At 67.4% G+C, this 25,334-nt stretch carries 19 protein-coding genes; 6 read left to right on the forward strand and 13 right to left on the reverse strand.

What is annotated here, in order from left to right; translation table 11 throughout:
• Positions 1-381: 381 nt before the first annotated feature.
• The 4 genes from ACFC1W_RS03625 to ACFC1W_RS03640 all read right to left on the reverse strand — a co-directional run bounded on the left by ACFC1W_RS03625 (position 382) and on the right by ACFC1W_RS03640 (position 5,516).
• On the reverse strand, positions 382-597 hold the full coding sequence (locus ACFC1W_RS03625) for a hypothetical protein (protein ID WP_375988735.1): 216 nt from the start codon (positions 595-597) through the stop codon (positions 382-384).
• Positions 598-701: 104 nt separating this feature from the next.
• Complete coding sequence (locus ACFC1W_RS03630) at positions 702-2,618, reverse strand: DUF4012 domain-containing protein (protein WP_375988738.1); 1,917 nt, start codon at positions 2,616-2,618, stop codon at positions 702-704.
• A gap of 47 nt (positions 2,619-2,665) precedes the next feature.
• Complete coding sequence (locus ACFC1W_RS03635; RefSeq protein ID WP_375988741.1) at positions 2,666-4,237, reverse strand: sugar transferase; 1,572 nt, start codon at positions 4,235-4,237, stop codon at positions 2,666-2,668.
• A 112-nt stretch (positions 4,238-4,349) separates the two neighbouring features.
• Positions 4,350-5,516 carry a nucleotide sugar dehydrogenase gene (locus tag ACFC1W_RS03640; protein ID WP_375988744.1) on the reverse strand — a complete coding sequence of 389 codons (1,167 nt, stop codon included), beginning with the start codon at positions 5,514-5,516 and terminating at the stop codon, positions 4,350-4,352.
• Between the two features lie 70 nt (positions 5,517-5,586).
• On the opposite strand from ACFC1W_RS03640, the gene ACFC1W_RS03645 reads away from it, so the two are divergent.
• Positions 5,587-7,920 carry a glycosyltransferase gene (locus tag ACFC1W_RS03645; protein WP_375988747.1) on the forward strand — a complete coding sequence of 778 codons (2,334 nt, stop codon included), beginning with the start codon at positions 5,587-5,589 and terminating at the stop codon, positions 7,918-7,920.
• Positions 7,921-7,937: 17 nt separating this feature from the next.
• On the opposite strand, the gene ACFC1W_RS03650 is transcribed toward ACFC1W_RS03645, so the two are convergent.
• From ACFC1W_RS03650 to ACFC1W_RS03660, 3 genes are all read right to left on the reverse strand, one after another.
• Positions 7,938-9,041 carry an ABC transporter ATP-binding protein gene (locus tag ACFC1W_RS03650; RefSeq protein WP_375988750.1) on the reverse strand — a complete coding sequence of 368 codons (1,104 nt, stop codon included), beginning with the start codon at positions 9,039-9,041 and terminating at the stop codon, positions 7,938-7,940.
• Positions 9,025-9,876: an ABC transporter permease gene (locus ACFC1W_RS03655; protein ID WP_375988753.1), complete on the reverse strand. Its 852-nt coding sequence runs from the start codon at positions 9,874-9,876 to the stop codon at positions 9,025-9,027. The genes ACFC1W_RS03650 and ACFC1W_RS03655 overlap by 17 nt, the downstream gene beginning before the upstream one ends.
• A 145-nt stretch (positions 9,877-10,021) precedes the next feature.
• Positions 10,022-11,071 (reverse strand): polysaccharide pyruvyl transferase family protein, encoded by a 1,050-nt coding sequence (locus ACFC1W_RS03660; RefSeq protein ID WP_375988756.1) that lies wholly within the window; start codon positions 11,069-11,071, stop codon positions 10,022-10,024.
• Between the two features lie 147 nt (positions 11,072-11,218).
• On the opposite strand from ACFC1W_RS03660, the gene ACFC1W_RS03665 reads away from it, so the two are divergent.
• The 3 genes from ACFC1W_RS03665 (at position 11,219) to ACFC1W_RS03675 (ending at position 16,997) form a co-directional block, all read left to right on the forward strand.
• Positions 11,219-12,163, forward strand: a complete 945-nt coding sequence (locus ACFC1W_RS03665; protein ID WP_375988759.1) for a hypothetical protein — start codon at positions 11,219-11,221, stop codon at positions 12,161-12,163.
• A gap of 24 nt (positions 12,164-12,187) precedes the next feature.
• On the forward strand, positions 12,188-14,545 hold the full coding sequence (locus ACFC1W_RS03670) for a glycosyltransferase (protein ID WP_375988762.1): 2,358 nt from the start codon (positions 12,188-12,190) through the stop codon (positions 14,543-14,545).
• 67 nt (positions 14,546-14,612) lie between these two features.
• The gene (locus ACFC1W_RS03675; protein WP_375988764.1) at positions 14,613-16,997 is read left to right on the forward strand and encodes a glycosyltransferase; all 2,385 of its coding nucleotides are present in this window, start codon (positions 14,613-14,615) and stop codon (positions 16,995-16,997) included.
• Between the two features lie 37 nt (positions 16,998-17,034).
• Here the strand turns inward: ACFC1W_RS03675 and ACFC1W_RS03680 are convergent, their stop codons facing one another.
• On the reverse strand, positions 17,035-18,135 hold the full coding sequence (locus ACFC1W_RS03680) for a class I SAM-dependent methyltransferase (RefSeq protein WP_375988765.1): 1,101 nt from the start codon (positions 18,133-18,135) through the stop codon (positions 17,035-17,037).
• 154 nt (positions 18,136-18,289) lie between these two features.
• Here ACFC1W_RS03680 and ACFC1W_RS03685 point away from each other — a divergent pair, with 154 nt between their 5' ends.
• Both ACFC1W_RS03685 and ACFC1W_RS03690 read left to right on the forward strand, forming a co-directional pair.
• Complete coding sequence (locus ACFC1W_RS03685) at positions 18,290-18,811, forward strand: DapH/DapD/GlmU-related protein (protein WP_375988767.1); 522 nt, start codon at positions 18,290-18,292, stop codon at positions 18,809-18,811.
• Between the two features lie 267 nt (positions 18,812-19,078).
• Positions 19,079-19,846 (forward strand): glycosyltransferase, encoded by a 768-nt coding sequence (locus ACFC1W_RS03690; protein ID WP_375988769.1) that lies wholly within the window; start codon positions 19,079-19,081, stop codon positions 19,844-19,846.
• Here ACFC1W_RS03690 and ACFC1W_RS03695 read toward each other — a convergent pair.
• From ACFC1W_RS03695 to tuf, 5 genes are all read right to left on the reverse strand, one after another.
• Complete coding sequence (locus ACFC1W_RS03695; protein ID WP_375988771.1) at positions 19,834-20,850, reverse strand: stealth family protein; 1,017 nt, start codon at positions 20,848-20,850, stop codon at positions 19,834-19,836. The genes ACFC1W_RS03690 and ACFC1W_RS03695 overlap by 13 nt on opposite strands.
• Entirely contained in the window at positions 20,828-21,724 is an 897-nt protein-coding gene (locus ACFC1W_RS03700; protein ID WP_375988774.1) for a glycosyltransferase family 2 protein, read from the reverse strand. The genes ACFC1W_RS03695 and ACFC1W_RS03700 overlap by 23 nt, the downstream gene beginning before the upstream one ends.
• On the reverse strand, positions 21,724-22,836 hold the full coding sequence (locus tag ACFC1W_RS03705) for a glycosyltransferase (protein ID WP_375988776.1): 1,113 nt from the start codon (positions 22,834-22,836) through the stop codon (positions 21,724-21,726). The genes ACFC1W_RS03700 and ACFC1W_RS03705 overlap by 1 nt, the downstream gene beginning before the upstream one ends.
• Before the next feature lie 44 nt (positions 22,837-22,880).
• Positions 22,881-23,903 carry a glycosyltransferase gene (locus ACFC1W_RS03710; protein WP_375988778.1) on the reverse strand — a complete coding sequence of 341 codons (1,023 nt, stop codon included), beginning with the start codon at positions 23,901-23,903 and terminating at the stop codon, positions 22,881-22,883.
• 96 nt (positions 23,904-23,999) lie between these two features.
• Positions 24,000-25,193 (reverse strand): elongation factor Tu, encoded by a 1,194-nt coding sequence (gene tuf, locus ACFC1W_RS03715; RefSeq protein ID WP_375988781.1) that lies wholly within the window; start codon positions 25,191-25,193, stop codon positions 24,000-24,002.
• Positions 25,194-25,334 lie beyond the last annotated feature (141 nt).

A 25,334-nucleotide genomic window follows, 5' to 3' on the forward strand; every position in this document is an offset into this window, starting at 1 on the left:
GCCGCGCCGAAGCGCCGCTCCCGGCATCCGCCACCTGCCCGCGCACGAGAGCAGCGCTCTCGAGCTGAAGGAGGTTTGAGATGTGGTGGTTCTGCTGCCCGCGGCCTAGGACCCTGCGCTCTCGCGCCGCCTATGCACTGCCCTGGCAGTGATCCTGCGCGCGCCGAAAGGCGCACCGGAATGTGGAACCTCGCTAGTCTACGTGCCGCCCGGGCGTGTCGCAAACTCGGGCGTGTCGCGCGGCGAGTATGCTCGGCAGGTTCTCAGGGGGAGGGATGCTCCGCCGAGGCGGAACGACACCGGCGAGGTCGCGTTGCCCCCGCGCACGAAGAAACGGCCCGGAGCATCCGAGCCGCTTCGTCGCCTGTACCGGCGGTAGTCCTATTCGTTGCCGACCGACTTGTCGATGCTGTCGCGCACGCCGTCCACGTGCTGGTCGATGCTGTCGGGAGCGACCTTCTTGACGAAGTCGGCCGCCGCGTCGAGGGCCTTGTCGCTCACGTCCTCCGCCTGGTCGGACTTGAGGACGTCGTCGATCTTGTCCTTGTTCTGCTCGAGGAAGTCCTTGCCCTGGTTCACCAGGTCGTCGATACCCATATCCCACTCCTTCGGTGCCCGCTCGGGCGTACCCGACCATCCTTGCGGTGAACGCGCGCAGAGGGAAGAACCTGCGGGCGATCGCCCGCAGGAGAGGACTGCGATCAGGGAGTGGGCTTGGGCGTGGGCGTCGCCGACGGGGTCGGCAGCGGGAGCGACTCGAGAAGGCCCGGCTCGGCCTCCGGGAACAGCGAGGTGCAGGCATCCGCGATCGTCACCGGCGTCTTCGTCACCGTCGGCGAGTAACGAACCGCCAGCGGGCCCAGTTCGTCTTCGGGGAGCGTGCTCGTGAACGAGACGGTCTTCGTCTCGCCCATGGGCACAAGCATGGTGATGCTCCGGCCGTCGCGGCCCGCTTCCGAACCCGTGCGCGTCCAGTCGGCGAAGTCGCCGTACTCGGGGTCGGACGTCAGAGTGCCGCCGGGCACCGCGTAGGACAGCACGTCGAGGATCATCGTCGTGCGAGCGAGTCCGAGGCTGGGATTGCGCCAGGCCAGGGTGTACTGGCTGAGATCGCTGCTCGGTATGGAGTTGGTCAGGGTGACCGTGGATGTCACAGTGCGCGCCGCAGGGTCGCACGAGATGTCCATCTTGGTGCTGAGGTAGTACTCGAGCTTGCTGTACGAGGCGTCGTTCAGCCAGATGCCGACCTCGGTCGCCTCGACATTGTCGGTGGCGAGCGCGCCGTCGAGTTCGAGCTCTTGAGCGAACTCCTGCTCGGCCTCACGGGGGAACCACATGTAGACGCGGTCGTCGAGCATCGACTTCTGGAGCTGGAGGAGCATCTCCTTCGGGTCCCAGTCGCCGGCCGCGACGGTGTCGAAGACCTTGCCCGCGACATCCCCGAAGTACTCGTCGGCGGCGTCCCCGTCCACCCCGAACCGCTCGTACGTGTCGCTGAGCAGCACCTGCACGACGTTCTCGGATGTGAGTTCTGTGCCATCCTCCAACGCGATAGGTCCGGTTGCGACCATCAGGTAGGAGAGCACGACCGGGTCGATGGAGATCACCCCGTCGATGTCGCCGCCGTTCGTCGTCTGCCAGAGGGAGCGGTACATGGCGGCCGTCGTCGGGAAGTCAGGGGTCCTCGTGAAGTTCTGCGAGTACGCATCGAACTCCCACTCGTACATCGAGAGCGTCGACTCTGGCATCTCGTACTGGAGCAGACCGTCGTAACCCGCATTGTGGAAGGCGTCGGTCGCCTCGTCCTTGCGCATCTCGATCTTGCCGGCATCGACAGTGACGATGGTTCCGTTCGCGGCGTTGCCGCCGGTGGCACGGATCTCGGCGTTGTTCTGGAAGAGCACGACATAGGTGCGCGGTTCGTTCGCGCCAGCCAGCGCGAGCAGTGTCGGCACGTACTTCTCGACCATGTCGAGGGCGGGGCCGGCCTGATCCAAGACGTCGAGGAGTTGACCGACCGCGTCGTCGACGACTGGGAGCAGCTCCTTGCGGTCGACGTGGGCGACCTGGGCCTGGGCGTCGGCGAGGGCGGTGCGCACGGTGGGGACGATGGCGGCGGCACCGGTGAACGGCTCGAGGTTGAGTCCGCCGCCCTCGACCTTCAGCTCATCGATCTGGATCGTCGCGAGCAGCTGCAGCGCCGGCGGCATCGCCTCGACGACCAGGGTGTCGGTCGCGTGCGTCGCCGCCCGTACAGCCTCGACGTTCGCGCCGACTACGGGGATGTCGACCGCGACGTCCCACAGGGGCTCTTCAACGATCGTCGCAGCTTCGGCGGTCAGCCGGCTGACATCGGCACCCGCGGCCTTGATCCCCTCCTGGTCACCCTCCTGCACGAGGTCGACGATCGAGGCCAGCTTGCTCTTGGCCAGCATGAGGTTGTCGCGCACTTCGAGCGCCTGCGACGCGAAGATGCCGCCGACGATGGCAGCAGGAGCGAGGATCACCACCGACACTGCCAGGAGCACCCACGGCCAGCGGCGCCGGCGCGTGGGCGCGGGCGCATGGTTGCCTGCCCGACCGTGTCGGAAGCGGCCGGGGGTCTGCTTGCGGGGCACCTGAAGATGCTAGCGGGACGACGCTGGGATCATCCCGAGAGGCACGCTCAGTGCGCCGACTCGCCGGGCGCGACGACGGCTCCGATCGTCCGGAAGAGGATCTGGATGTCTTGCGTGAACGACCAGTTCTCCACGTAGTAGAGGTCCAGCCGCAGTGCGTCTTCCCAGGTGAGCCTGGACCTTCCACTGACCTGCCAGAGCCCGCTCATACCCGGCTTGACGAGCATGCGCCGGTGGGCGTCGTCGTCGTAGAGCGCGACCTCTGCGGCGCGCTGGGGGCGGGGGCCGACGAGGCTCATCTGGCCGACGAAGACGTTGAAGAGCTGCGGCAGCTCGTCGATCGAGTGCTTGCGCAGCACGCGTCCCACCCGGGTGATGCGCGGGTCGTCGGTGACCTTGAAGAGCGGCTCATCGGTGGTGCCCTGCACATCGAGAAGGCTCGCCAGCTGATCGTCGGCGTCCGCCACCATGGAACGGAACTTCACCATGCCGAACTCCCGCCCGCCACGACCGATCCGCAGCTGGCGGTAGATGATCGGCCCAGGGCCGTCGATCCGGATGGCGATCGCCGTGACCACCATGACCGGCGAGAAGAAGAGGATCAGCAGCGATGAGCCGATGATGTCGAAGGCGCGCTTCGCGAAGCGCTTGTACCCCTCGAGGGTCGGGAAGTCCACATGGACGAGCGGGAGGCCGGCGACCGGGCGGGCGTGGATGCGCGGACCGGCCACGTCGGTGAGCGCCGGGGCCACCACCCAGTTCACGTCCCGGTCGGCCATCTCCCAGCCGAGGCGACGCATCGTCACCGGATCGAGCTGATCGGATTCGGCGACGATGAGGGTGTCTGCACCCACTTCGTCGACCGCATCGCCCGCCGCCGCGAAGTCGCCGAGAATCGGGATACCGGCGACGGACTCATCGTCACCGTTGGTGAGCGCGCCCACGATGACGTAGCCGGAGTCCGGCGCGCGCCGGATCTGCTGAGCGATGTGCGCGACCTTGGAGCGCTCGCCCACGATGATCGCCCGGTAGACGTAGCTCCCGCGGCGCTGTCGCCGCCGCAGCCACTGACGCCACAACCATCGCGACAGAAGCAGAGCGACCAATCCGATCGGCAGCGCCACGATGAACACCGACCGGGCGATGTCGATCCTCACGAAGAACGCCACTGCGACGACGACGGCGAACACCGTCAGCGTCGCGTTCACGATCCGTCGGTACTCGGTGATGCCGTGTCCGACCATGTGCCTATCGCGGGTGTCCAGTGCATCCAGCGCGAGCAGCCAGAAGACACCGAGAAGAGTGAGAAGCAGCCAATAGGGGATGCTCGGGCCGTCCGGCCACGACACCGGCTGGGTGAGCTGGTCCAGCGCGATCAGCGCATAGGCCAGCAGAGTCCCGGCGACGACCGCTGCGTCGGAGTAGAACAGGCGACTCGCGTAGCGGCGAACCCACGGCGGTTCGCGGCGCTTGCCGGCGTCGACGGCGTTCAGCGTGGGCGCCGCCGATTGGGGGCGGGTGGTGTCGGCCGATGAGCCGGAACCGGGTGCATCGACGCCGACCGCCGGGGACGGGGAGCGCCGTCTGGACTCGCTCGCCCGTTCGCTCGGCCTAGTCACAGCACCCGCTCCGTCGACTGCATACATGTGCCCCGAACTGCACTCGGAGTGGTCGGGGGTCGTCTTCCAGGCTACTACGAAGCCGTTCTCGGCCCGCGGAGAGTCGCACAGCTCAGTCGCGACCGTAGAGGTCGCGCGTGTAGATCTTGTGAGCCACATCCGAGAGCAGATCGGTCGACCGATTGGCGATGATGACGTCGGCGCGGGCCTTGAAGTCGTCGAGATCGCGCACGACTTCGGAGTGATAGAAGTCGGAGTCTTCGAGGAAGGGCTCGTAGACGATGACGTTCACACCCTTCGCCTTGATGCGCTTCATGATCCCCTGGATCGACGACTCCCGGAAGTTGTCGGAGCCCGACTTCATGACCAGCCGATAGACCCCCACCGTCTCTGGCCTCCGCGCGAGGATGTCGGCGGCCACGAAGTCCTTGCGGGTGCTGTTGGCGTCGACGATCGCGGCGATGAGATTCTGCGGCACCTCGGAGTAGTTCGCGAGCAGCTGCTTCGTGTCTTTCGGCAGGCAGTACCCGCCGTAGCCGAACGACGGGTTGTTGTAGTGCGTGCCGATGCGCGGGTCGAGTCCGACGCCTTCGATGATCTGCCGCGAGTTGAGGCCGTGCACGGCTGCGTAGGTGTCGAGCTCGTTGAAGTAGGCGACGCGCAGGGCCAGGTAGGTGTTGGCGAAGAGCTTGATCGCCTCGGCCTCGGTCGATCCCGTGAGCAGCACAGGCACGTCGTCGTCGAGAGCGCCCTCGGCCAGCAGCGCGGCGAACCGCTGACCCGCGGGCCCACTGTCACCCACGACGATGCGCGATGGGTGCAGGTTGTCATAGAGCGCCTGCCCCTCCCGCAGGAACTCGGGCGAGAAGATGATGGTTGCATCCGGATGCTGCGCGACCATGCTCGCCGTGAAGCCCACCGGAACAGTGGACTTGATGACGATCACGGCGCCGGGGTTGACTGCGAGAACGTCGTCGATCACCCCCTCGACCGATGAGGTGTCGAAGAAGTTGTTCACCTCGTCATAGTTCGTCGGTGTGGCGACGACCACGAAGTCGGCATCCCGGTACGCGCCCGCATGATCGAGTGTCGCGCGCAGATTGAGCTCGCGCGTGGCGAGGTACTCTTCGAGGTCGAGATCGATGATCGGCGAGCGTCGCTTCTCGAGCAGTTCGACTTTGTGGGGGTCGATGTCGACGGCGACCACTTCGTGGTGCTGGGCGAGGACGACGGCGTTCGAAAGGCCCACATAGCCCGTGCCGGCGATGGCGATCTTCATTGCGTAAGGGTATCCGTGCCCGCGGACTGCTCCCAATCGGCGGGCGTACTGCGCACAATAGAATTGCGCGATGGGTTCGGCACCGCTTCTCTCGATCGTCATGCCGGTCTTCAACGACGAGGCGACGGTCGCTTCGTCACTCCAGAGCGCGCTCCGTCAAACGGTCCACGACATCGAGATCATCTGCGTCGATGATGCGTCGACTGACGGCACGGCCGCGGTGATCGAGCGCCTCGCCGCCCGCGACCCCCGCGTTCGTCTCATCCGTCAGGAGACCAATCGATCCGCCTTCCAGTCCCGGAGAACCGGCATCCTGGCCGCGCGGGCCGCCTACGTGCTCTTCCTCGACGGCGATGACGAACTGGTGGCGGATGCCGCGAAGAAGGCACTCGCGAAGGCAGATGCATCCGGGGCCGACCTTGTCGGCTTCGGCGTCACCGTCGTGGAGCGAGATGGCCGCACCGGCGGCGCGTACGAGAGCCGGCTGCAACCCCCGCATCGTTCCCTCGACGGGACGGCGGTGCTGAGCGGGCTGTTCCCGATCGGCAAGGCCGCCCAGGGCCAGTTGTGGCGATACCTCTTCCGCACCCGCCTCCTGCGCGACGCGTACGCGCTGCTGCCCGACGACCTCATGCTCGCCCGCGTGAACGACCTCCCGCTGATGTTTCTGACCGCCGCCCTCGCGACGACGTATGTCTCGATCGACGACAAGCTGTACCGATACCACTTCGGGCGGGGTGGCAGCGGTCACGTCGTCGACACCGTGGAACGAGCGGAGTTCTACGCGTCTGCGATCCGATCGATCGACAGCATCGGCCCTGCGGTGCACGAACTCGCCGGCACGGGCGCGGACGGGCTGCTGTTACTCGACACGTACGCGTCCGCCCGGCTTTCGATGATCGGACATGTGTGCTTCCAGTTGATAGAGCGGAGCGACAGCGCGGTGCTCGACGCCGCACTCGCACATCTCCACACGCTGGCGCCGGCGCACGACATCGTGATCGCGGCCGCCAGGTTCTACCCCGCCACCTTGAAGACGCTGAAGTTCCACGCCACGTGGCACGGCATCGGTGACCGGCCGGTCCGCAGCATCCTGCTGACAACCTCCACGCTTCGCACCGGAGGCGTGTCGGCCGTCCTCGCCTCGCAAGCGCGCTACCTGCTCGACGCGGGTTTCCGTGTGACGATCGTCGCCCGCAAGAGCGGGAGCGACAGAGACGTCGTCCCGGCGGGCGCGGCATTCGTCGAGCTGGCCGGGCGCGACCTGGTCGAGCGTCTCGACGAGTGGGCCGAGATCTGCCGCGCGCACGAGGTCGACGTGGTGATCGACCATCAGATTCTCTACACGCCGCACTGGCCCGAGTACGCGCTCATGGCGCGCGCCGAGGGCGCCTCGACCATCGGCTGGGTGCATAATTTCGTCGGACGGCCGATCTACGACGGCAACGACCGGCTCTCGCTCATCGAACGGTGCAGCAACACGCTCGCCGAACTCGTCGTGTTGTCTCCTTTGGATGTCGCGTATTTCAAGCTTCGCGGCGTGACACACACCGTATACGTGCCGAATCCGCCCTCGCCGCTGCTGCTGGAGTCGCTGTCGCATCCGGTAGCCAGAACGCCGCCCGCCGGTCGCATCGAGCTGGTGTGGTGGGGACGCCTGGACCAGCACACGAAGCAGGTGCGCGAACTCATCGAGGTGGGGGTTCAGCTCCGCAGGCTGTCGGTCGACTTCCGCCTCAAGGTCATCGGTCCGGACTGGGACCACATGACCGCGAAGAAGTTCAACCGCGAGGCGCACCGGCGTCGTGTCGGCGACCACGTCGTTGCCGTAGGTCCTCTGCGCGGCGCACGGCTGATCGACGCCATCGACGCCGCTGACGCCTTCGTCTCCACGAGCATCATCGAGGGTTTCCAGCTCACGATCGCGGAGGCTCAGGCTCGCGGGTTGCCGGTGTTCATGTACGAGCTTCCGTGGCTCACCCTGGCGCAGCACAATGAAGGAATCGTGGCCGTGCCGCAGGCCGACGCGCGCGGCCTCGCCCGCCAGATCGCCGATCTGCTCGACCATCCGGAGCGGTACACCGCGCTCTCCCGAGCTTCTGTGGAGGCGGCCGAGCGGACGAGTTCGTTCGACTTCGCGGAGCTGTACCGCGGGGTCGTCACCGGCACTCTGCCCCCCGGCTTCTCCCCCGAGCCGACGCTCGCTGATGCGCGAGAACTGCTCGGCTTGATGGTCTTCTTCGCCGAACGGTCGCGGGGGCGGGGTCGAGCGAATGGGTCGGATGCGTCAGTGGGCGCTCGGCTCTGGAAGTCGGCCACACCGGTGGGCAAGGCGGCACTGAGGCGCCTGCCTGGCCTGCGCCCCGTTGCGAATCGCGCGAAGAAGTGGTTGCACGGCAGCTAGCCCCGGAGACCGGCACCTCAGGGCAGGAGTGTCACCACCGCGATCGCCGCCCCGGCGCCCACCGCGAGCAGGATCGCAGCACCGGTGATCGCGAGCGCGGTGATCTCGCGGCGGCTGCGCTCTCGCACGGACTGGTAGAACCGCCGACGGCGAACGGTCCCGGGCGAGGTCGCGTGAGCGACCGGTCCGGTCGGCGTTCTCGGCGCTGCGGGTGCGGCGTTCGCGGGTGCCGCTGCAGCAGCCGTAGCCTGGGCCGCCGCACGGTATGCGACCCTCGCCTGCATCCGCCGGGCGGCGGAGGCCGTCTTCGCTTTCGATGCCGTCTTGGACGTCGATGCCGCCCCGACGGCGGTGGTTCCCTGTTTGGTCCACTTGACGTAGTCGTTGATGACGTCTCTGGAGGGGCCGTCGGCGCGCAACTCCCCCTTGTGCACCCAGAGCACCCGCTCGCACGTGTCACGGAGCGAGCTCGCCGAATGACTCACGATCATGACCAGGCCCGCACTGTCGCGGAGTTCGCGGATGCGCTGCTCGCTCTTGAGCTTGAATCGCCGGTCGCCCACGGACAGCGCCTCATCGATCAGCAGGATCGAGTGGGCCTTCGCTGAGGCGATTGCGAAACGCAGCCGTGCGCCCATTCCCGACGAGTAGGTGCGCATGGGGTGATGGATGAATTCGTTCAGCTCGGCGAAATCGGCGATCTCATCCACTTGAGCGGAAGCCTCTTCGGGCGTGAATCCCATCGCGAGAAGGCCCAGCTTGATGTTGTTCTCTCCCGACAACTCCGGAACGAGTGCGGCGTTGACGCCGAGCAGCACCGGACGGTCGGCGGCCCAGATGGTCCCCTGCGAGGTGGGGATCAGTCCGCTCATCGCGCGGAACAGCGTCGACTTGCCGGATCCGTTGTGGCCGATGACCCCGACTGTTTCGCCCTCCGAGGCCGAGAACGTGACACCCCTGAGTGCGGGAACGGTCTTCAGGCCGCGTCCACCGCGCAGCGCCTGCATGCTGAACATCGTGTCGCGCGCGCTCATCCGCTTGCCCGACGCGTACACGCGGTAGGTGACGTGCGCGTCGTCCACGACCATCATCGGCCGCGCCGACTCACTCACTGAGGCCATACCTCGCCTCCGCTCTCCAGAAGTAGACGACGCCGACCACGATGGCCAGCACGGCCCACACGGGCGCCAGGATCGCGGCGAGCATGGGCGTCGGATGATCGACCAGCATCACACCGCGCACGAGCGCGATGAAGTCATACGTGGGGATGCTGTGGGCGATCGTGAGCATCACCGGGTTGTCGGCGAACACGAGGTCGACCTGGAAGAACACGCTGCTCGCATAGAAGAGCACACGATTGACGGTCGGAATGAACTGCTGAACATCGCGAGTCCAGACGGACATACGGGCGACGATCAGCGCGACACCGAAGTTGAAGACCGCCATGAGCGCGAGAATCGGGATGACCAGGAGCCACGACCAGCTGATCGGCACCCCGAAGACCAGTAGCAGGATGCCGAGCAGGACGGTCGTCGGGACCATCCGCATCGCCTGCTCGATCACGACCGAGACGGGCAGCAGTATGCGTGGGAATCCCAGACTCTGGACGAGGCGTGCGTTCCCGGTGATGGCGCGCGAGCCACCGGACAGACAGCCCGTGAAGAACTCGAACACGAAGACGCCCGTCAGCACGTAGGGCACGAAGTCGGCGGGGCGAGCCGAGTGGGAGAGGATCAAGCCGAAGATCGTCCCGTAGATGATGGCGGTCAGGACGGGCTTGAGAACGATCCACAGGATCCCGAGGCGGTTCTGCAGCAGCCCGCCGATCAAACGGTATCCGGCCAGCGTGAACGCGAAGCTGCGGCGACGCCATGCTTCTTTGAGGTACGCACCGAAGGGCGGCCTGCGACCGACCTCGTAGAGGCCGTCGGCCGGGGCGCGAAGGCGTGCATCCACCAAGGAACTCGCTACCTCTCTGACCGTCACCTACTTCGTGGGACCGTCCCGCGCACAGCCCATGTGATGATACCTCGGCTCCCGAGCGGAGCCCGGGAGAGAGCTGTGACGGGCCGGCCCCGCATCGAGTCCGGTCGTCGGCGTGTCAGGCGACCGCGTCCATCGCGGCGCGGATGCGTGCGGTCAGGTCGGCGACATCGGCCCTGGCCGCGTCGATCGCCGGCGCAAGGCTCGGCAGGTGAGCCTCGAAGCGGTCGGAGAACTCTGAGAGCTCGTCATAGCGGCCGATCAGCCCGCCCAGGCCGACCGCCGCAAGGAGGCGAGAGATCTTCTGCGGATCGCTACCGGATCCAATCGGATACGCACCCTCCGTAGCCCCCATGATCAGCCCGTGCGCACGGTCGCTGACAACCGCGAGCGACCGGCTGTATACACCGCGGACATGGGCGTCAAGGTCGTCGTGTCGCATGCTCCGCGCAGGGAGGTACTCACCGCCGAGGGCTTCTGCAAGGTGAACCGCGCGGGGCGCGTCGCGCGCAACCTGCGCGACCGTGACGATGCGAGTGGAGGTCTTCGCCGCGAATGCGCGCGTCGCCGAGATCCACTCCTGGCCGGGCCAGGGGCGGTCGAATCGCAGCGTTACGGCGAGCAGGGAGCGGTCCCCGGCATCCGTCCACGCCGACGATGGCGGCCCCTCCGAGTACGCCCAGTCCGGCGCGTAGTCGCCGAATCCGGCGGCGTCACGCGATCCCTGGTCCCTCCAGGACACCACCGACGCGTCGCGGAACGCTCGGTCGAAGGTGACCTGAGCCGCGCTCTCGACGTTGCGGAGACCGATGCCGGCGACGATCACCGCACCGCCGGCGGCCACGACTCGCGCGCACTCGGCCGAGCGGCGGGGACCGGGGAACACTCCCGCCCCGGGATTGATCTCACCGGCGTTGATCGCGTGCACCGGTCGGATCGACTCGTTCTGCGCGCGGATCCACGGTCCCCAGTCGTCGTAGAACGTCACATCCGGAGCCTTTGTGAAGCCGGCGGTGTAGTCCGTCGTCGGGTTCATCAGATAGACGTGGACATGCCGACCCGGTCCGCGAAGCGCGTCGAGGTAAGCGATGCGGAGAGCCGAGTCTCCGAGATTGTCGTCTTGCCCGCTCAGCTGCGCGAAGACGTTCTGAGTCGTTTTCCTATTCACCGCGCCCCAGTCTATTCTTAGCGCGTGTCTTCGCCGTCTTCGTCTCCGTCGTTCGGCGTGCGCGGAGACGCCGGCGACAGCGCTCACGGGGGACCGAAACTCGCACCATTGCGTGTGGTTGTCGCCTCGCGACCGCCGTCGCATCGCGTGGCCTACGTGGACCAGCTGATCGGCGACAACGCGGCAGGCAACGGACCGACGGGGGTCGTCTACGAGTTCCGCGCCCGGCCGCGTCCGGCCGCGGACGTCGACGTGATCCACCTGACGTCGGCCAGCGCGGTGATCGGCGAACGCAGCACCTCGGAGGCCGAGCAGGTGAGGCGTGCCACGCAATTCGCGAAGGCGCTGAAGCGCAACGGCGTGGCGCTCGTGCGAACACTGCACAACGAGGACACGGCCGGCGCGCGGCCGACATCGCGAGCCGAAGCCATCCTCGACGGCGCGACCACGTCGTTCATCGCTCTGAGCCCGACGACCCGCACCCCGAGCGAGGCGATCGTGATCCGGCACAGCCATCTACGGGATCGCTTCCTCGGCTACCCGCGCGGGGAATCGGTGCCCGGACACCTTCTCTTCATTTCTCCTTCCGCCGTCCCGGCAGCGTACGAGGCGCCCCTCAAGGTCTTCGCCTACGCCGATCTCCCCGACTGCAGTCTCCGGATCGTGGGACAGATACCGGACTCCCTCCGGGCTTCCTTCGACCGCACCCTGACTCGCTATCCGAGCAGCATCAGCCTCCGGGATGAACCCCTCTCCGACAGTGTCCGTGTCGAGGAGATCTCACTCGCCGAGCTCGTCGTGGTGGCTGCACCTGACGACTACGACAGCCTCGCCATGATCATGCTCGCGCTGTCTCTCGACCGCCCGGTGCTGGTCGAGGACACCCCAGCCACCCGACTGCTGGCCGACGAGGTCGGCCACGACTGGGTGCGCCTCCACACCGGACGCCTCACGGCCGTGACGCTGGAAGCAGCCGTTGGGACGTTGAGGGATCAGCGCCCTACGGGCCGACCCCGGCTCGACGCCCGCGACCCCAACGCGATCGCGGCCGAGTACGCGGCGGTCTACCGAGCCGCAGCGGCATCGAGCTAGCCGCCCCTGACCCACGGAATCAAGATGTCCACGTCGCCTCTCGTCTCTCTCATCGTCCCTGTCGTCCACGACGACGCGCGGATCAGAGGCACATTGCAGTCGTGCATCGACCAGTCGATACAGGACATCGAGATCCTGTGCGTCATCGCGGGCTCTGCGGACCCCGCCATCGCAGAGCGCCTGGCGGGCGTGAATGCCCGTGTTCGCGTCGTGCGAAGTGAGCTCTCTTCAGCCGGGGGGATGCGACGGGCGGGGGTGTCTGCGGCGACGGCCCCGTATGTCATGTTCCTGGATCCCGGCGACGAGCTGATCCGCGAGGCAGCCGGCGACGCACAGCAGAAGGCGATCGCAGCGAACGCGGACATCGTCGGCTTCGCCGCCCGGCCCGGCCCGCGGGGCGGCGACGCCATCCCGGAGCGAGTACAGAAAGCCCGCAACGACGTCCTGCACGAAGAGAACATCGTGCGACGCCTGTTCCCGGCCGACACCGGCCCGCAGTCACGCGTCGCGGAATTCCTCTTCCGCACAGAGCTCCTTCGCACTGTTCACGCGGCCCTGCCGGCGGAATCACCCGACGACGATGCAGAAGGCGTGGTCGAGGTGTTCCTCGCGTGCGCGGCCGCGCGCACGTACGCACCCCTCGAGGAGCCCTCGCACCTGCGACTCCTCAGCAGCCGCGCGGGAGAGATCGCGCATGCAGGCGCCGCGCTGTCGTCGGCTCTGCACGCGGTCGATGCGGTCACAGCGACCCAGCCCATCGTGCGGGAATGGGCGCGGCACAGTCCCAATCCCGAGCCGCTGGTGGACGGCTACGAGGCTCTGCGCCTGTCGCGCGTCGCCCGGGCGCTTGTGTGCATTCATCGCGCGCCCGCCGATCGCCAGGCGGGGCAGATCGAGGCGCTGCGTGAGCACGCGGATGAGATCGACATCATCACCGCCGCGTCCACTTTCGCACCTGAGACGCTGCCGACCATCAGTCGCCTCGGAACTCGTGTCGAGCTGGGCCGGAAGCCCGTGCAAAACGTGCTCCTGAGGACGAACATTCTGACGACCGGTGGCGTGTCCAACGTCTTGCGGACTCAGGCTCAGGTCTTCCTCGAGGCGGGATACGGTGTGACGATCGCGACACACATCCGGGGCAGCGACGCATCGCTGGTGCCCGCCGGGGCGACTCTCGTCGAGGTTTCGGGCTCCAGCCGTCGGGACCGTCTGGCCCGCTGGGCCGAGGTGTGCCGAGAGCACAAGATCGACGTCGTGATCGACCACCGAGTGCTGTACTCGCGTGACTGGCCGGGTTACAGCCTGGCGGCACGGGCATCCGGTGCCGCCACCATTGGCTGGCTCCACAACTTCGCGGGTCGCCCGACGTACAACGGCACTGACCTGCACACGCTGCTGCACGACAACCTGCCAGCGCTGGCACAGCTCATTGTGCTGTCCCCCCTCGACGTCGCGTTCTGGAAGCTGCGCGGCATCCCCCACACGGCCTTCCTGCCGAACCCGCCGTCTCCGATGCTGCTGACCTCGGCAGGTGGTGTGAAGCCGAAGCCCGCGCCCGTGGGGCGCCGGCTCGAAGTGGTGTGGTGGGGTCGACTCGAGGAGCACACCAAGAAGGTGACGCATCTCGTCGAGGTTGCGCGATCGCTCAAGAGCCTCGGCGTCGACTTCCGGCTGCGGATCATCGGCCCCGACTGGACGGATATGAGCGCTGCCCAGCTGTCGACACTGGTGACGCGACGCGGTCTGGACGGGCTCGTCGAGGTCACCGGCCCGCGCCACGGCGATGACCTGCTCGACGCTATCGACTCTTCCGACATCTTCATCAACACCAGCATCATCGAGGGATACCTCCTGACGATTCCGGAGGCGCAGTCCCGCGGTCTTCCGGTCGTGATGTACGACCTGCCGTGGCTCATTCCCACCCAGGACAACCCCGGAGTCATCGCCGTCCGTCAGGGCGACGCAGGCGCTCTCGCCGCCGCCGTCGCTGCGCTCGCTGCCGATCCGGAACGCTACGAGGCGCTCTCGCGTGCATCGATCGAGGCGGCCGAGCGCGCCACCTCCTACGACTTCTCTCGGCTCTATGAGCAGCTCGTGTCCGGCGGCCTTCCGGCCGAGTACTCCCCAGAGCCGACGCTGGAGGACGCCCGCGCCTCGCTCGAGCTGCTGCTCTTCTACGCAGAGCGGAGCGCGGAGCAGAGCGCCGAGGCAGCCAGGTCGTCCTCGAAGAGACGCCGACGGGCTGCCTCCGCCAGCACCCCCCGCTCGCTCGGGCAGCGTCTGGAACGCAAGCTGACGGGGACTGGCCACAACGTTCTGGCTCTCGCCCCCTGGCTGCGCCCGCTCGCGCGCCGCGTGAAGCACGCACTCCTGCGCAGCTGACCGCGCCACTCGGCGAATTCGCTCTGCCGCGCCCTACGAGTTCCCGCAGCAACGACGGAGATCACATATGGACACCATCCCGCTCGTCTCGATCGTCATCCCGGTCTACAACGACGAGGAGGTGATCGCGGGAGCTCTCGACAGCTGCCTCCGCCAGACACTGGCCGCGATCGAAGTCATCGTCGTCGACGACGCGTCCTCTGACCGGACCGCCGACGTGGTGCAGCAGTACGCCGAGCGTGATCCGCGGGTGCGCATCATCCGCCAGGAGCAGAACATGTCGGCATACCAGGCCCGCGGCGTGGGGGTGCGCTCGGCGCGTGGCGCCCACCTGCTCTTCCTCGACGGAGACGACGAGCTGGCACACAATGCCGCGGAGGCGGCGCTGGCGAAGGCGACGGCCACAAAGGCCGATCTCGTTCAGTTCGGTATCGAAGTCGTTGGACGCGACGGGAGCACCGGTGGTGGATTCGAGCTCCGGCTCCAGCCGCGCAACGGCTCGCTGAGAGGCGTCGACGTACTGCGCGGACTCTTCCCCATCGACGAGCCGGCGCAAGGTCAGCTGTGGCGGTTCCTCTTCCGGACGCAGCTGCTCCGCGACGCGTACGCGCTGATGCCCGACGACCTCGTCCTCCCACGGGTCAACGACCTGCCGATCACGTTCCTCGCTGCTGCGCTTGCGACGAGATACGAGACATTGCCGGATCGCCTCTATCGCTACCACTTCGGTCGCGGGGGTAGCGGACAGAAGGTCCACGACCTCGAGTGGGCGCGGTTCTATTCGGGAGCGATCCACTCGATCAATACGATCGCACCTGCGGTCGACGTCATCGCGGACCGCAGCACCGACCCCGCGTTCGTGCGCGCCACATACGACTCCGCCCGTCTGTCGATCGTCGCCTACACCACCTACTACCTCGCCGAGCACACCAGCGAGGACCTGCTCGCGGAGACCTTTGCGCATCTGTATTCCTGCGCCCCGGCGCGCGAGATCGTGCATGCGACCGCGAAGTTCCGACCGGGCGCGCTAGAGAAGCTCGCCGCGCACACGAACCGGATCGACCTGAGCGAGCGTCCCGCGCGCAGCATCCTGCTCACGACGAACGTCCTCCAGACGGGCGGCGTGACGGGCGTCCTGCTGTCCCAGGCTCGCTTGCTCCTCGAGGCCGGCTTCCGGGTGACGATCGCCGCACGGGAGCCGGGAAGCGACCAGTCGCTCGTCCCTCGGGGAGCCGCCTTCGTCCAGATCGACGACTCGAAGAACCTCGCGGGCCAATTGGCGCAGTGGGCGGACGCATGTCGTGAATACGGCGTCGACCTCGTCATCGACCACCACTGGCTCTATGCCAATCGGTGGCCCGCATTCGCCCTTGCCGCGCGCGCGGAGGGCGCTGCGACCATCGGGTGGTCGCACAACTTCGCCGGCCGGTCGGTGCTCCTCGGCATCACCCGACTCGACTTTCAGACCCGCAACATGGGCGCGCTCGCTCAGCTCGTCGTGCTGTCGCCGACCGACGTCGCGTTCTGGAAGCTGCGCGGGATGCCGCGCGTGGCCTATCTGCCGAATCCACCCTCACCGCTGCTGGCGAGCGCCTCGCGCGTCTCCGACCCACGGGAGGCGCCCACTGGCCGCCCGCTCGAGCTGGTGTGGTGGGGGCGACTCGAACAGCGCACCAAGCGCGTCTGCGAGCTCGTCCGGGTCGCGGCTGAGTTGCGGAGACTCGGCGTCGACTTCCGGCTGCGTATCGTGGGCCCGGACTGGAACGAGATGACGGCGGCCCGCTTGAACGAGTTCGCCGACGAGCTGGCGGTCGGAGATCGCGTCCAGGCGATCGGTCCACTCTACGGAGACGACCTCCTCGCCGCCATCGACTCCTCCGACATCTTCATCAACACGAGCATCATCGAGGGGTACCCGCTCACCATCCCCGAAGCACAGTCACGCGGCCTGCCGGTGGCGATGTACGACATGCCCTGGCTGGCACTCGCGGAGGGGAACAAGGGGATCGTCACGGCCCCGCAGCGGGACGCCGCCGGACTCGCATCGGAGATCGCGACAATCGCCGCGGATCCCGAGTTGTACCGCGAGCTGTCCGCGGCATCCCTCTCCGCCGCCGAACGCGAGCGCTCCTACGACTTCGCGACGCTCTACCAGCAGCTGGTGTCCGGAACGCTCCCGGCGAGCCACTCTCCCGAGCCGACGATCGACGACGCCAGACGCCTCATCGATCTGACCATCCTCTTCGCCGAGGAGAGCGCCGAGGCTCGAAGGCCGCGGGAACGTCGTCGTGCGACTCGCAAGTCGCCCCGCCAAGCGGACGCAAGCTTCGATCAGTCGTTCAGCGCTCGGGCTGTCCGAAAGGTGACACCGGCCGCGCGGAATGTGATCGACATCGCACCGTGGCTCCGCCCCGCAGCACTGAGACTCAGGCACGCTCTGCTGAGGCGCTGAACCGCGATGACCGGTCGAACCTCAGCCAAGCGGGAAGTCAGACCGCAGGTCCTCCGCTGAGCGAACGGCTCTCGAGCACCACCACGCCACGCCCGGGCGAACCGGTCACTGTGAGCCCTGCCCACTCCTCGGTCCAGAAGCCGATCGTTTCCCGCTCGTCGGGCCGTTCAGCGTCGTCCACGACGATGAGGCTCGGCTCCGAGAGCTTGGGTGCGAGCAGCGGCAGCGCCGGGTAGCGGGCGTGGGGCCCGGTCGTCCCGGGAGGGCCATCGACGAGCAGGATGTCGATGCTTCGCCCGAGCGACTCGACGTCGAAGTCATACCAGCGAAACTCGCCCCGCGGAGTGGAGACGTCGACAAGCGGGCACACCCGCACCTCCGCCCACTCCGACAGGCCGTGCGCCTCGAGCACAGCACGCGTCTTCTCGGCGTACGCGTCCAGGTGCTCCAGGGCGAGGACCCTTCCCGATCCCTTGTGCCTCATCGCCATGGCAGCCCACAGTGTGGAGGTGCCGCTGCCGCACTCGACGACCAGCTCCGCCTGCCGCCGCTCGATCGAGTCGGCCAGGTACAGCAACCCGGCCGGGCTGAGCGCCCACCCTGCCACGAGCGGCAGCGGCGCGCTGGGCGAGTAGCGCTGCATGAGCTGGAACAGCGCCTGCACGTCGGTGACCAGATCGCTTGCAAGGCGGCGGTGCTGACCCGGGATCGTGTTGACGCGCGCATGAGCGGCTTCGGCGGCCTTCGTCGCCGCCTTCACCTCAGCGCGAGTAGCGACAGCCGCGTCCATGAGCTCGGCGCGGGTCGCGTCCAGGTTCGTCGTCGCCGAGACGACCTGAGCCCCGACCTCGGCAATCTCCCGTCGGGCGCCGGCGAGTTCGGCCGCGATCTCGCGCGTCGCAGCCAGGGCCTGTTCGCTCGCGCGAAGGGTCGTACGGTCCAGCTTCTCCTGACGCTGCAGGCTTCTGCGACGGCTTGCGAACTCGACCCGGGTGATGATTCCGGCGAGGGCCGCAAGCACCCCCAGCGCGGCGATCGCCCACGCGATCTGCCCCACGAGCGCGAGGACGACGATGACCGCTCCCCCGACGAGGAAGACGGCGATTGCGACCAGATCTCGGGGCGAAAGGCGAGACATCGTACTCCTTGGGGAAGTGTGAGGCGGCGTCGGTGTCGCAGCACGACCGTGGGGACGAAGGTTCGCGGCGCCCTTCGAGTGTAGCGGCCGGGCACACCCGGTTCCTCGTCGGGCCGTGCGGATCGAGGTCCTCACCGACGGGCATAATGTGACGGTGACGACCGAAATCGCCGAGGACTGCGTGATCTCACCGTCTGCCCGTTTCCTCGGCAACGAGCCGGTGCGCATCGGCGCGCGGACGAAGATCCTCCGGGGCGGCGAGTTCCTCGGACCGATCGACATCGGCGTCGGGGTCTACATCAATCGCGACGCCTACGTCCGCCCGAACACCTCGATCGGCGACCGCGTCAACATCGGGCCCTTCGTCCGCCTGGTCACCGACACCCACGAGATCGGACCGGCGTCGCGACGCGCCGGCAAGGGGCGGTTCGATCCGATCACGATCGGAGACGGCGCGTGGATCGGTGCCGCCGTCACTGTCGTCGGCGGGGTCTCGATCGGCGCGGGCGCCGTTGTCGCGGCCGGGGCGGTCGTCGTCTCGGACGTCCCGCCCAACACCCTGGTGGGCGGAGTCCCTGCGCGTGTCATCCGCTCCCTCGACGAATCCGCGTCCGCATCGGCGCCACCGACGCGGGCAAGAAGCCGCCTGCGCCGCCTGCTCGACCGGTCGCGCTGAACCCTCGATACCCGCGCCGGTCCGCCAGGCCCCACCAGATCGGCTGTCATCCCCGCCCGCCGGGGTCACATGCGCCACGCCATCGGGGACGGGTATGCTGGCTCGGTGCTCTGGCGTGACACACGCCGCAGGGGATCACCGACGAACGTGGGCGATGACGGGCAGGGCACCAGGGGGCGACGTTCGGCGAGAACCGCCCCCGATTCATGAAAGCAGACCGTGGAAGGCACGTTGCCGCATTCAAGCCCGCGCCGGTCACTGATCACGGTGACCTACAACAGCCGGGAAGCGCTGATGCGTTTCTGGCACGACCGAGACATCGACGATCAGACAGAGTGGATCGTGGTCGACAACAGCTCCAGCGATGGCAGCGCAGCGCTTGCCGAGACGCTGGGGGCGCGAGTCATCAGGCTGCCGAAGAACGTCGGCTTCTCCGCTGCCAACAATGCCGGCCTCGCGACGGCGCGCGGAGACTTCATCGGGTTCGTGAACCCGGACGTCGGGATCGACGCGGCCGCGATCGATCGCCTTGAAGAGCTCGCGCGCGAGACGGGCGCCGTCGTCGGCCCGCAGCTCCTCGACCCCGACGGGACGATCCAGCCCAACGGACGAGGCTTCCCGTTGCTGACGGCCAAGATCCGAAATCGCCTGCGCGGAGACGACCACCGGTATCTCCTGACCTCTGACGGCGCGGCTCCCCGTCCTGTCGTCTGGCTGATGGGCGCCGCGGTCTTCGGCACCCGCGCGACCATCGAGCGGATCGGCGGCTGGGATTCGCGCTTCTTCATCTACTACGAAGACTCCGACATCGGCTTGCGCGCGTGGCAGCAGGGGGTGCGCGTCCTCCTCGCGCCCACGGCGACCGCGACCCACGGCTGGGCGCGCGAGACCTCGGGTAGGTTCCGCTGGATGCCCTGGCTCAGGGAGATCGCCTCCATGGCGAAGTTCTACAGCCGATACCCGGAGATGATCCTGTCCCACCGTGTTGCCAGTCGCGCTCACCCCGCCATCGCCCGGGCTGTCTATCCCGGCTGAGTTGCCGGCTCACGTTCGAAGGCGGAGGGATGCGGAAAACGCGCGTCCAGCAGGGCGTGCAGACGTTCCCGCACACCGTCCGCATGGGCATCCGGTCCGTCGTTCAGACAGACGAAGAGCGACCTGCTCGACCGCAGGTGGGTTTCCACGGCGTCCAATGACGCGGCGCTCACTTCGAAGAACCGGCCATAGGCGTCTGGCGACACCGGGCTGAAGTCACCGGTGCACAGCTGCCAATAGCGGTACAGGAAGGGGCTCACATCGCTGAGCGAGCGCACACGAGATCTCGTCGTCGTCTCGATGAGCTCGGGCAGTCGACGTCGCACATCCGCGAAGGTCTTGGTGCGCAGCACCATCGGCACGTGAGGCTCGAAGAACCCCGTGAACGATCCCCACGGGAGCAGCGCGATGTTTCGGAGCACGTGGCGTCCGTAGCGTGGGCTGAACCACTGCGCCGGTCGAGCGCGCATCACACGACGTTTGTCGAAGACGGAGTTCACGGCGCCCACCGCGTTGAGCACCCAGTGCGACCAGTCATTGGATGCGGTGAGCGCGTTCTGAACGGCGAATCCAGCCGGACGCCCGCGAGGGACGATGTCGCGGACGGTCGTCTCCCGCAGCACGAGCATGTCGTCGTTGAAGTACACGAAGGTGGGCGCGAGATCGGGGATCCGGTCCAGATTCACCTCCACGGCCATGGAGTTGAACGAGGGCGCCGCATCCGGTGGAAGCAGGACGCGCTGGTCGACCACCGAGAGTCGCGGATGGCTCTCAACCAGCCAATGCGGAACGTGGCCGGGGGTCACGAGGTGAATCCGCTGCGCCCACGGACAGTACTGGTCGATGCTCCTGAGAAGGTAGCGCAGCGTATCCCAGTCGTTGTCCGCACCGGTGTACCGCATATCTGCCGACCCTCCGCGGGCGGCACGTCGGGCAGACTGCCATTCGGGGTCGCGGACGTCGACCCACAGGATCACGACGTCAATAGGACCGACGGCGTCCATCGAGCCTCCGCTTCAACGTCCCGGTGTAGTCGCTGACCGACGAGAACCACATCACTGCCAGAGTATGACGCACGCGAGCAGGGATGCTGACAGCGGATGCCGCTCTGGCGACGCTGATGCGGCGCTTCACCAACCGGATGGACTTTCGGTCCATCTCCGATCTGTGGACCTCGATGAAGTGCTCCAAGCCGAGAGCCCGGCGCTCCGATGCGGACGAAAGGTGACCGACTCCCCTGCCTTCGAGATACACGAGACGCTCCCGTGCGGCGACGATGCGCGTCTTGGCCGACCGAGCACGGACGAAGAAGTCGACGTCGTTCATCACCCACATCGCGGGATCGAAGCCGTCGATACGGTCGAACGCTCTCCTCGTCACCACGATGTTCGAGCCGGTCATCCCAGGACGGAAGGTCGAGAAGCTCGACTCGCTGGGAGTCATGAACGGTCGCCGCTCCTCATCGATGACGATCCAGTTCGGCGTCAGCACCATCTCGGCGTCTTCGGCGCGCAGCGTGGTCATCGCCTGCGCCAGGTACTCAGCGTCCCACCAGTCATCGTCGTCGAGGAACGCGAGCACGTCGCCGCGCGAGACTCGTGCTCCGGCGTTCCTTGCGGCCGATGCACCGCCGATCTCGGGGGGCGTTCGCGTGTACACGAGCGACGGACCGAACTCGGCGGTGAGCTGCGCCATCATCGCGCGCGTCTCGTCATCGCCGCCGTCGTCCGCGACGATGACCTCCGCCGGCGCGACAGTCTGCGCGAAGGCGGCGCGCACGGCCCGCGGCAGCAGGTCCGCGCGGTTGTAGGTGGGAATGACCACCGAGATCCGCGAGTCCTGCTCCACGCCGCCATCGGCGTCAGCCGGGTGCGCCACTATCCACCACCTGCCACTCGGTCGAACTCGTCCTCCAGGTCGGCGGTGCACGTGCGGATGTCGAAGTCTTCCGCAACACGGCGCCGACCTGCTTCACCCATCTTGCTGCGGAGCTCGGGGTCGCCGAGAAGCTGCACGATCGCGTCGGCGAGCGCGGCGGTATCGCCCTCGGGCACCAGGACTCCGGTGACCCCGTCCACGACTGCCTCGCCCACGCCACCGTGGTCATACGCGATCACCGGGCGTCCCGCCCGCGCCGCCTCGAGGAAGACCATTCCGAGTCCTTCTGCATCACCGTCGGGTGCAGTGCGAGAGGGCGCCACGAAGAGACGGGAAGCCCGCATCGCCTTCTCCACATCATCAGGGCTCCGCGCGCCGGCGAACGTCGCGTTCACTCCCCGCGCCCGCGCCTCTGCCTCGAGCTGCTCGCGCAGCTTGCCGTCTCCGATGATGCACACCGAGGGGGGTGGAATCCGGTGACCCGCGACCTCGACCGCGGTCAGAAGATCGCTGACGCCCTTCTTGGCGACGAGGCGCCCGACGAAGAGGATGTCTCGCTGCGGCTCCGTCTCCGCCGAGGGAGACCGGGACGGAACGCCGATCGGCAGCACGGTCACCTTGTGGTCAGGAACGCCATAGCCGTCGCATACCTGCCGCGCGATGAAGTGCGATACGGCTACGACGGTGGTCGCGTAGCGCAACGCGTCGGTCAATCTCCGCGCGTAGGCGCGCCCCTCGCGGCCGCCGGTGCCCGACCGCAGGTCTGTTCTCGTCACGTCGTTGCCATGGACCGTGACGATGAGAGGGATGCCGAGGCGACGCGCGGTGCGCGCGATACTCACCGCCCCCATGCCGAAGTGCGCGTGGATGAGGCCGACACCGCCCTTCTTGAGCAGACGGTCCAGCCGAGGAGACCAGCCCGACACCGCGAAGAGTCGACGTTCGACGCGTCCGAAGAACGAGTCGTCGAAGAGCACGACATCGGTGTCCCGCCGGATCGGTGATTCGATGCTGCGAACACCCACCAGCACGGGCTCCCATCGCGTCATCGCATCGATCTGGTTTCGGATGAACGTCTCCGAGCCGGGCAGCACCAGGTCACGCCACACCATCACCCGCCGCTGCCCTGTGGGCGTGGCAGCACTGCGTCGGCCCTTCATGCCGTCGGCCTGCCGGAACGGTTCCGACGCCACACGCGGCCCGGCGGGTAGCCCGCCATCTTGGCAAGATCACCGGTGATCACGATGACCGGCGCGAGCAGGACGGCGCGGATCAGTTCGCTTCGAGTGAACCGAGCGCGCCGGGCGAGCACCCGCTGCTCTGGACGGAACATGTAGAGGGCGAGCCCGCCACAGCCGATGAGGAACAGCGCAGGCAGCTTCGTGATGAAGAGAACTGAGGCAAGCGCATACGAATACGCGACGTACCTCGCGGCATGTCGCCGGGGGAACAGACCGGCCTTCCCGTCGCCACGGGCATAGCGGAAGTACTGCCTCGCGAACGCGCGCAGGTTCGGTCGTCCGATCCATCCCGCGATCGCCTTCGGCTGGAACTCGAAGCGTGCCCCCGAGTCGCGCAGCGCGAAGTCGAAGACCAGGTCCTCGCAATAGTCGAGCCACTCCGGATAGCCGCCCACCCTCGTCCATGCATCGCGGCTGAACAGGACAGATCGGCTGGAGGGCATGAACCTCTCAGGGCGGATCTCGTCCACGGCCGGGGTGATCGTCGCGGCGATGGCACGCTCCGCGAAGGTGCTTCCCGCGGGCTCGAAGAAGCCACTGACGACATCCGGCGGGTCGCTGCGCGAGAGGGGCTCTGTGAGCTGCTCGAGCCAGTCGGCGCGGAGTTCGGTCCCGGCGTCCGTCACCGCGAGCCTCGGCATCTGCGTGGCGGCGATCGCAGCATTGCGGCCGGCGGCGATCCCCGCGCCGGGCTCGACGACGACACGCACCCGGCATCCGCACGGGGGCCGCCAGGCCTGCAGCTCCGCGACGGTTCGATCGGTGGAGCCGCCGTCGACGACGACGATCTCCTGCGGGTGGACGGTCTGTCTCCTCAGCCCATCCAGGAACGCGTGGATGGTCCGCTCTTCGTTGCGGACGGTGGCGATGAGCGCGACCCCTTCGCGAACAGGGTGCCCGCTCGATTCGGGACGCCGCGAGTGCGGGTGCTCGATCATGTCCTCACCATCCTAGGCAACGGAGCGAATCCGCATCGACGACGGAACCCCCCAAGCCGAAGCCTGGGGGGTTCCGTCTCCGGTAAGTCGGAAGACTTACTTGAGGATCTTCGTGACCGTGCCGGCGCCGACGGTGCGGCCACCCTCACGGATCGCGTAGCCGAGGCCCTCCTCCATGGCGATCGGCTGGATCAGCTCGACCGTCATGTCGGTGGTGTCGCCGGGCATGACCATCTCGGTGCCCTCGGGCAGCGTGATGACGCCGGTGACGTCGGTGGTGCGGAAGTAGAACTGCGGACGGTAGTTCGTGAAGAACGGGTTGTGACGGCCGCCCTCCTCCTTGGACAGGATGTACGCCGTGCCCTCGAAGTTGGTGTGCGGGGTGACCGAACCGGGCTTCACGACGACCTGGCCGCGCTCGACGTCGTCACGCTTGGTGCCGCGCAGGAGCAGACCGCAGTTCTCGCCGGCCCAGGCCTCGTCGAGCTGCTTGTGGAACATCTCGATACCGGTGACGATCGTCTTCTGCGTCGGGCGCAGACCCACGATCTCGACCTCGGAGTTGATGGCCAGGGTGCCACGCTCGGCGCGGCCCGTGACGACCGTGCCACGGCCGGTGATGGTGAAGACGTCCTCGATGGGCATGAGGAACGGCTTGTCCTTGTCACGCACCGGGTCGGGGATCGACGAGTCGACGGCGTCCATGAGCTCGACGATCTTCTCGACCCACTCCGGGTCGCCCTCGAGAGCCTTCAGGCCCGAGACGCGGACGACCGGCGCGTTGTCGCCGTCGAAGTCCTGCGACGACAGCAGCTCGCGGACCTCGAGCTCGACGAGCTCCAGGATCTCCTCGTCGTCGACCATGTCGCTCTTGTTCAGCGCGACGAGCAGGTACGGCACGCCGACCTGCTTGGCGAGCAGAACGTGCTCACGGGTCTGAGCCATCGGGCCGTCGGTGGCGGCGACCACGAGGATCGCGCCGTCCATCTGAGCGGCACCGGTGATCATGTTCTTGATGTAGTCGGCGTGACCGGGGGCATCGACGTGCGCGTAGTGACGCTTGGGCGTCTCGTACTCGACGTGCGAGATGTTGATCGTGATGCCGCGCTGGCGCTCCTCGGGAGCGGAGTCGATCGACGCGAAGTCGCGCTGCACGTTGGTGGCCGACGGGTACTTGTCGGCGAGCACCTTCGAGATCGCTGCGGTGAGCGTGGTCTTGCCGTGGTCGACGTGACCGATCGTTCCGATGTTCACGTGCGGCTTGGTGCGCTCGAACTTGGCCTTAGCCACTGGGTCCTCCTCAGGACGTTCGTGTAGAAGGTCCGGGCGCTGGTTTGCGACCGGTCGTCTACGGGGATATCTCCACCTTAGTAGAGGCGGATCTGGTGATTCAGTGTGAAGTTGTGCTCCGGGACCCCGCGTCGCCGAGGG

This window comes from Microbacterium sp. NPDC056003 (assembly GCF_042274785.1).
Classification (GTDB): domain Bacteria; phylum Actinomycetota; class Actinomycetes; order Actinomycetales; family Microbacteriaceae; genus Microbacterium.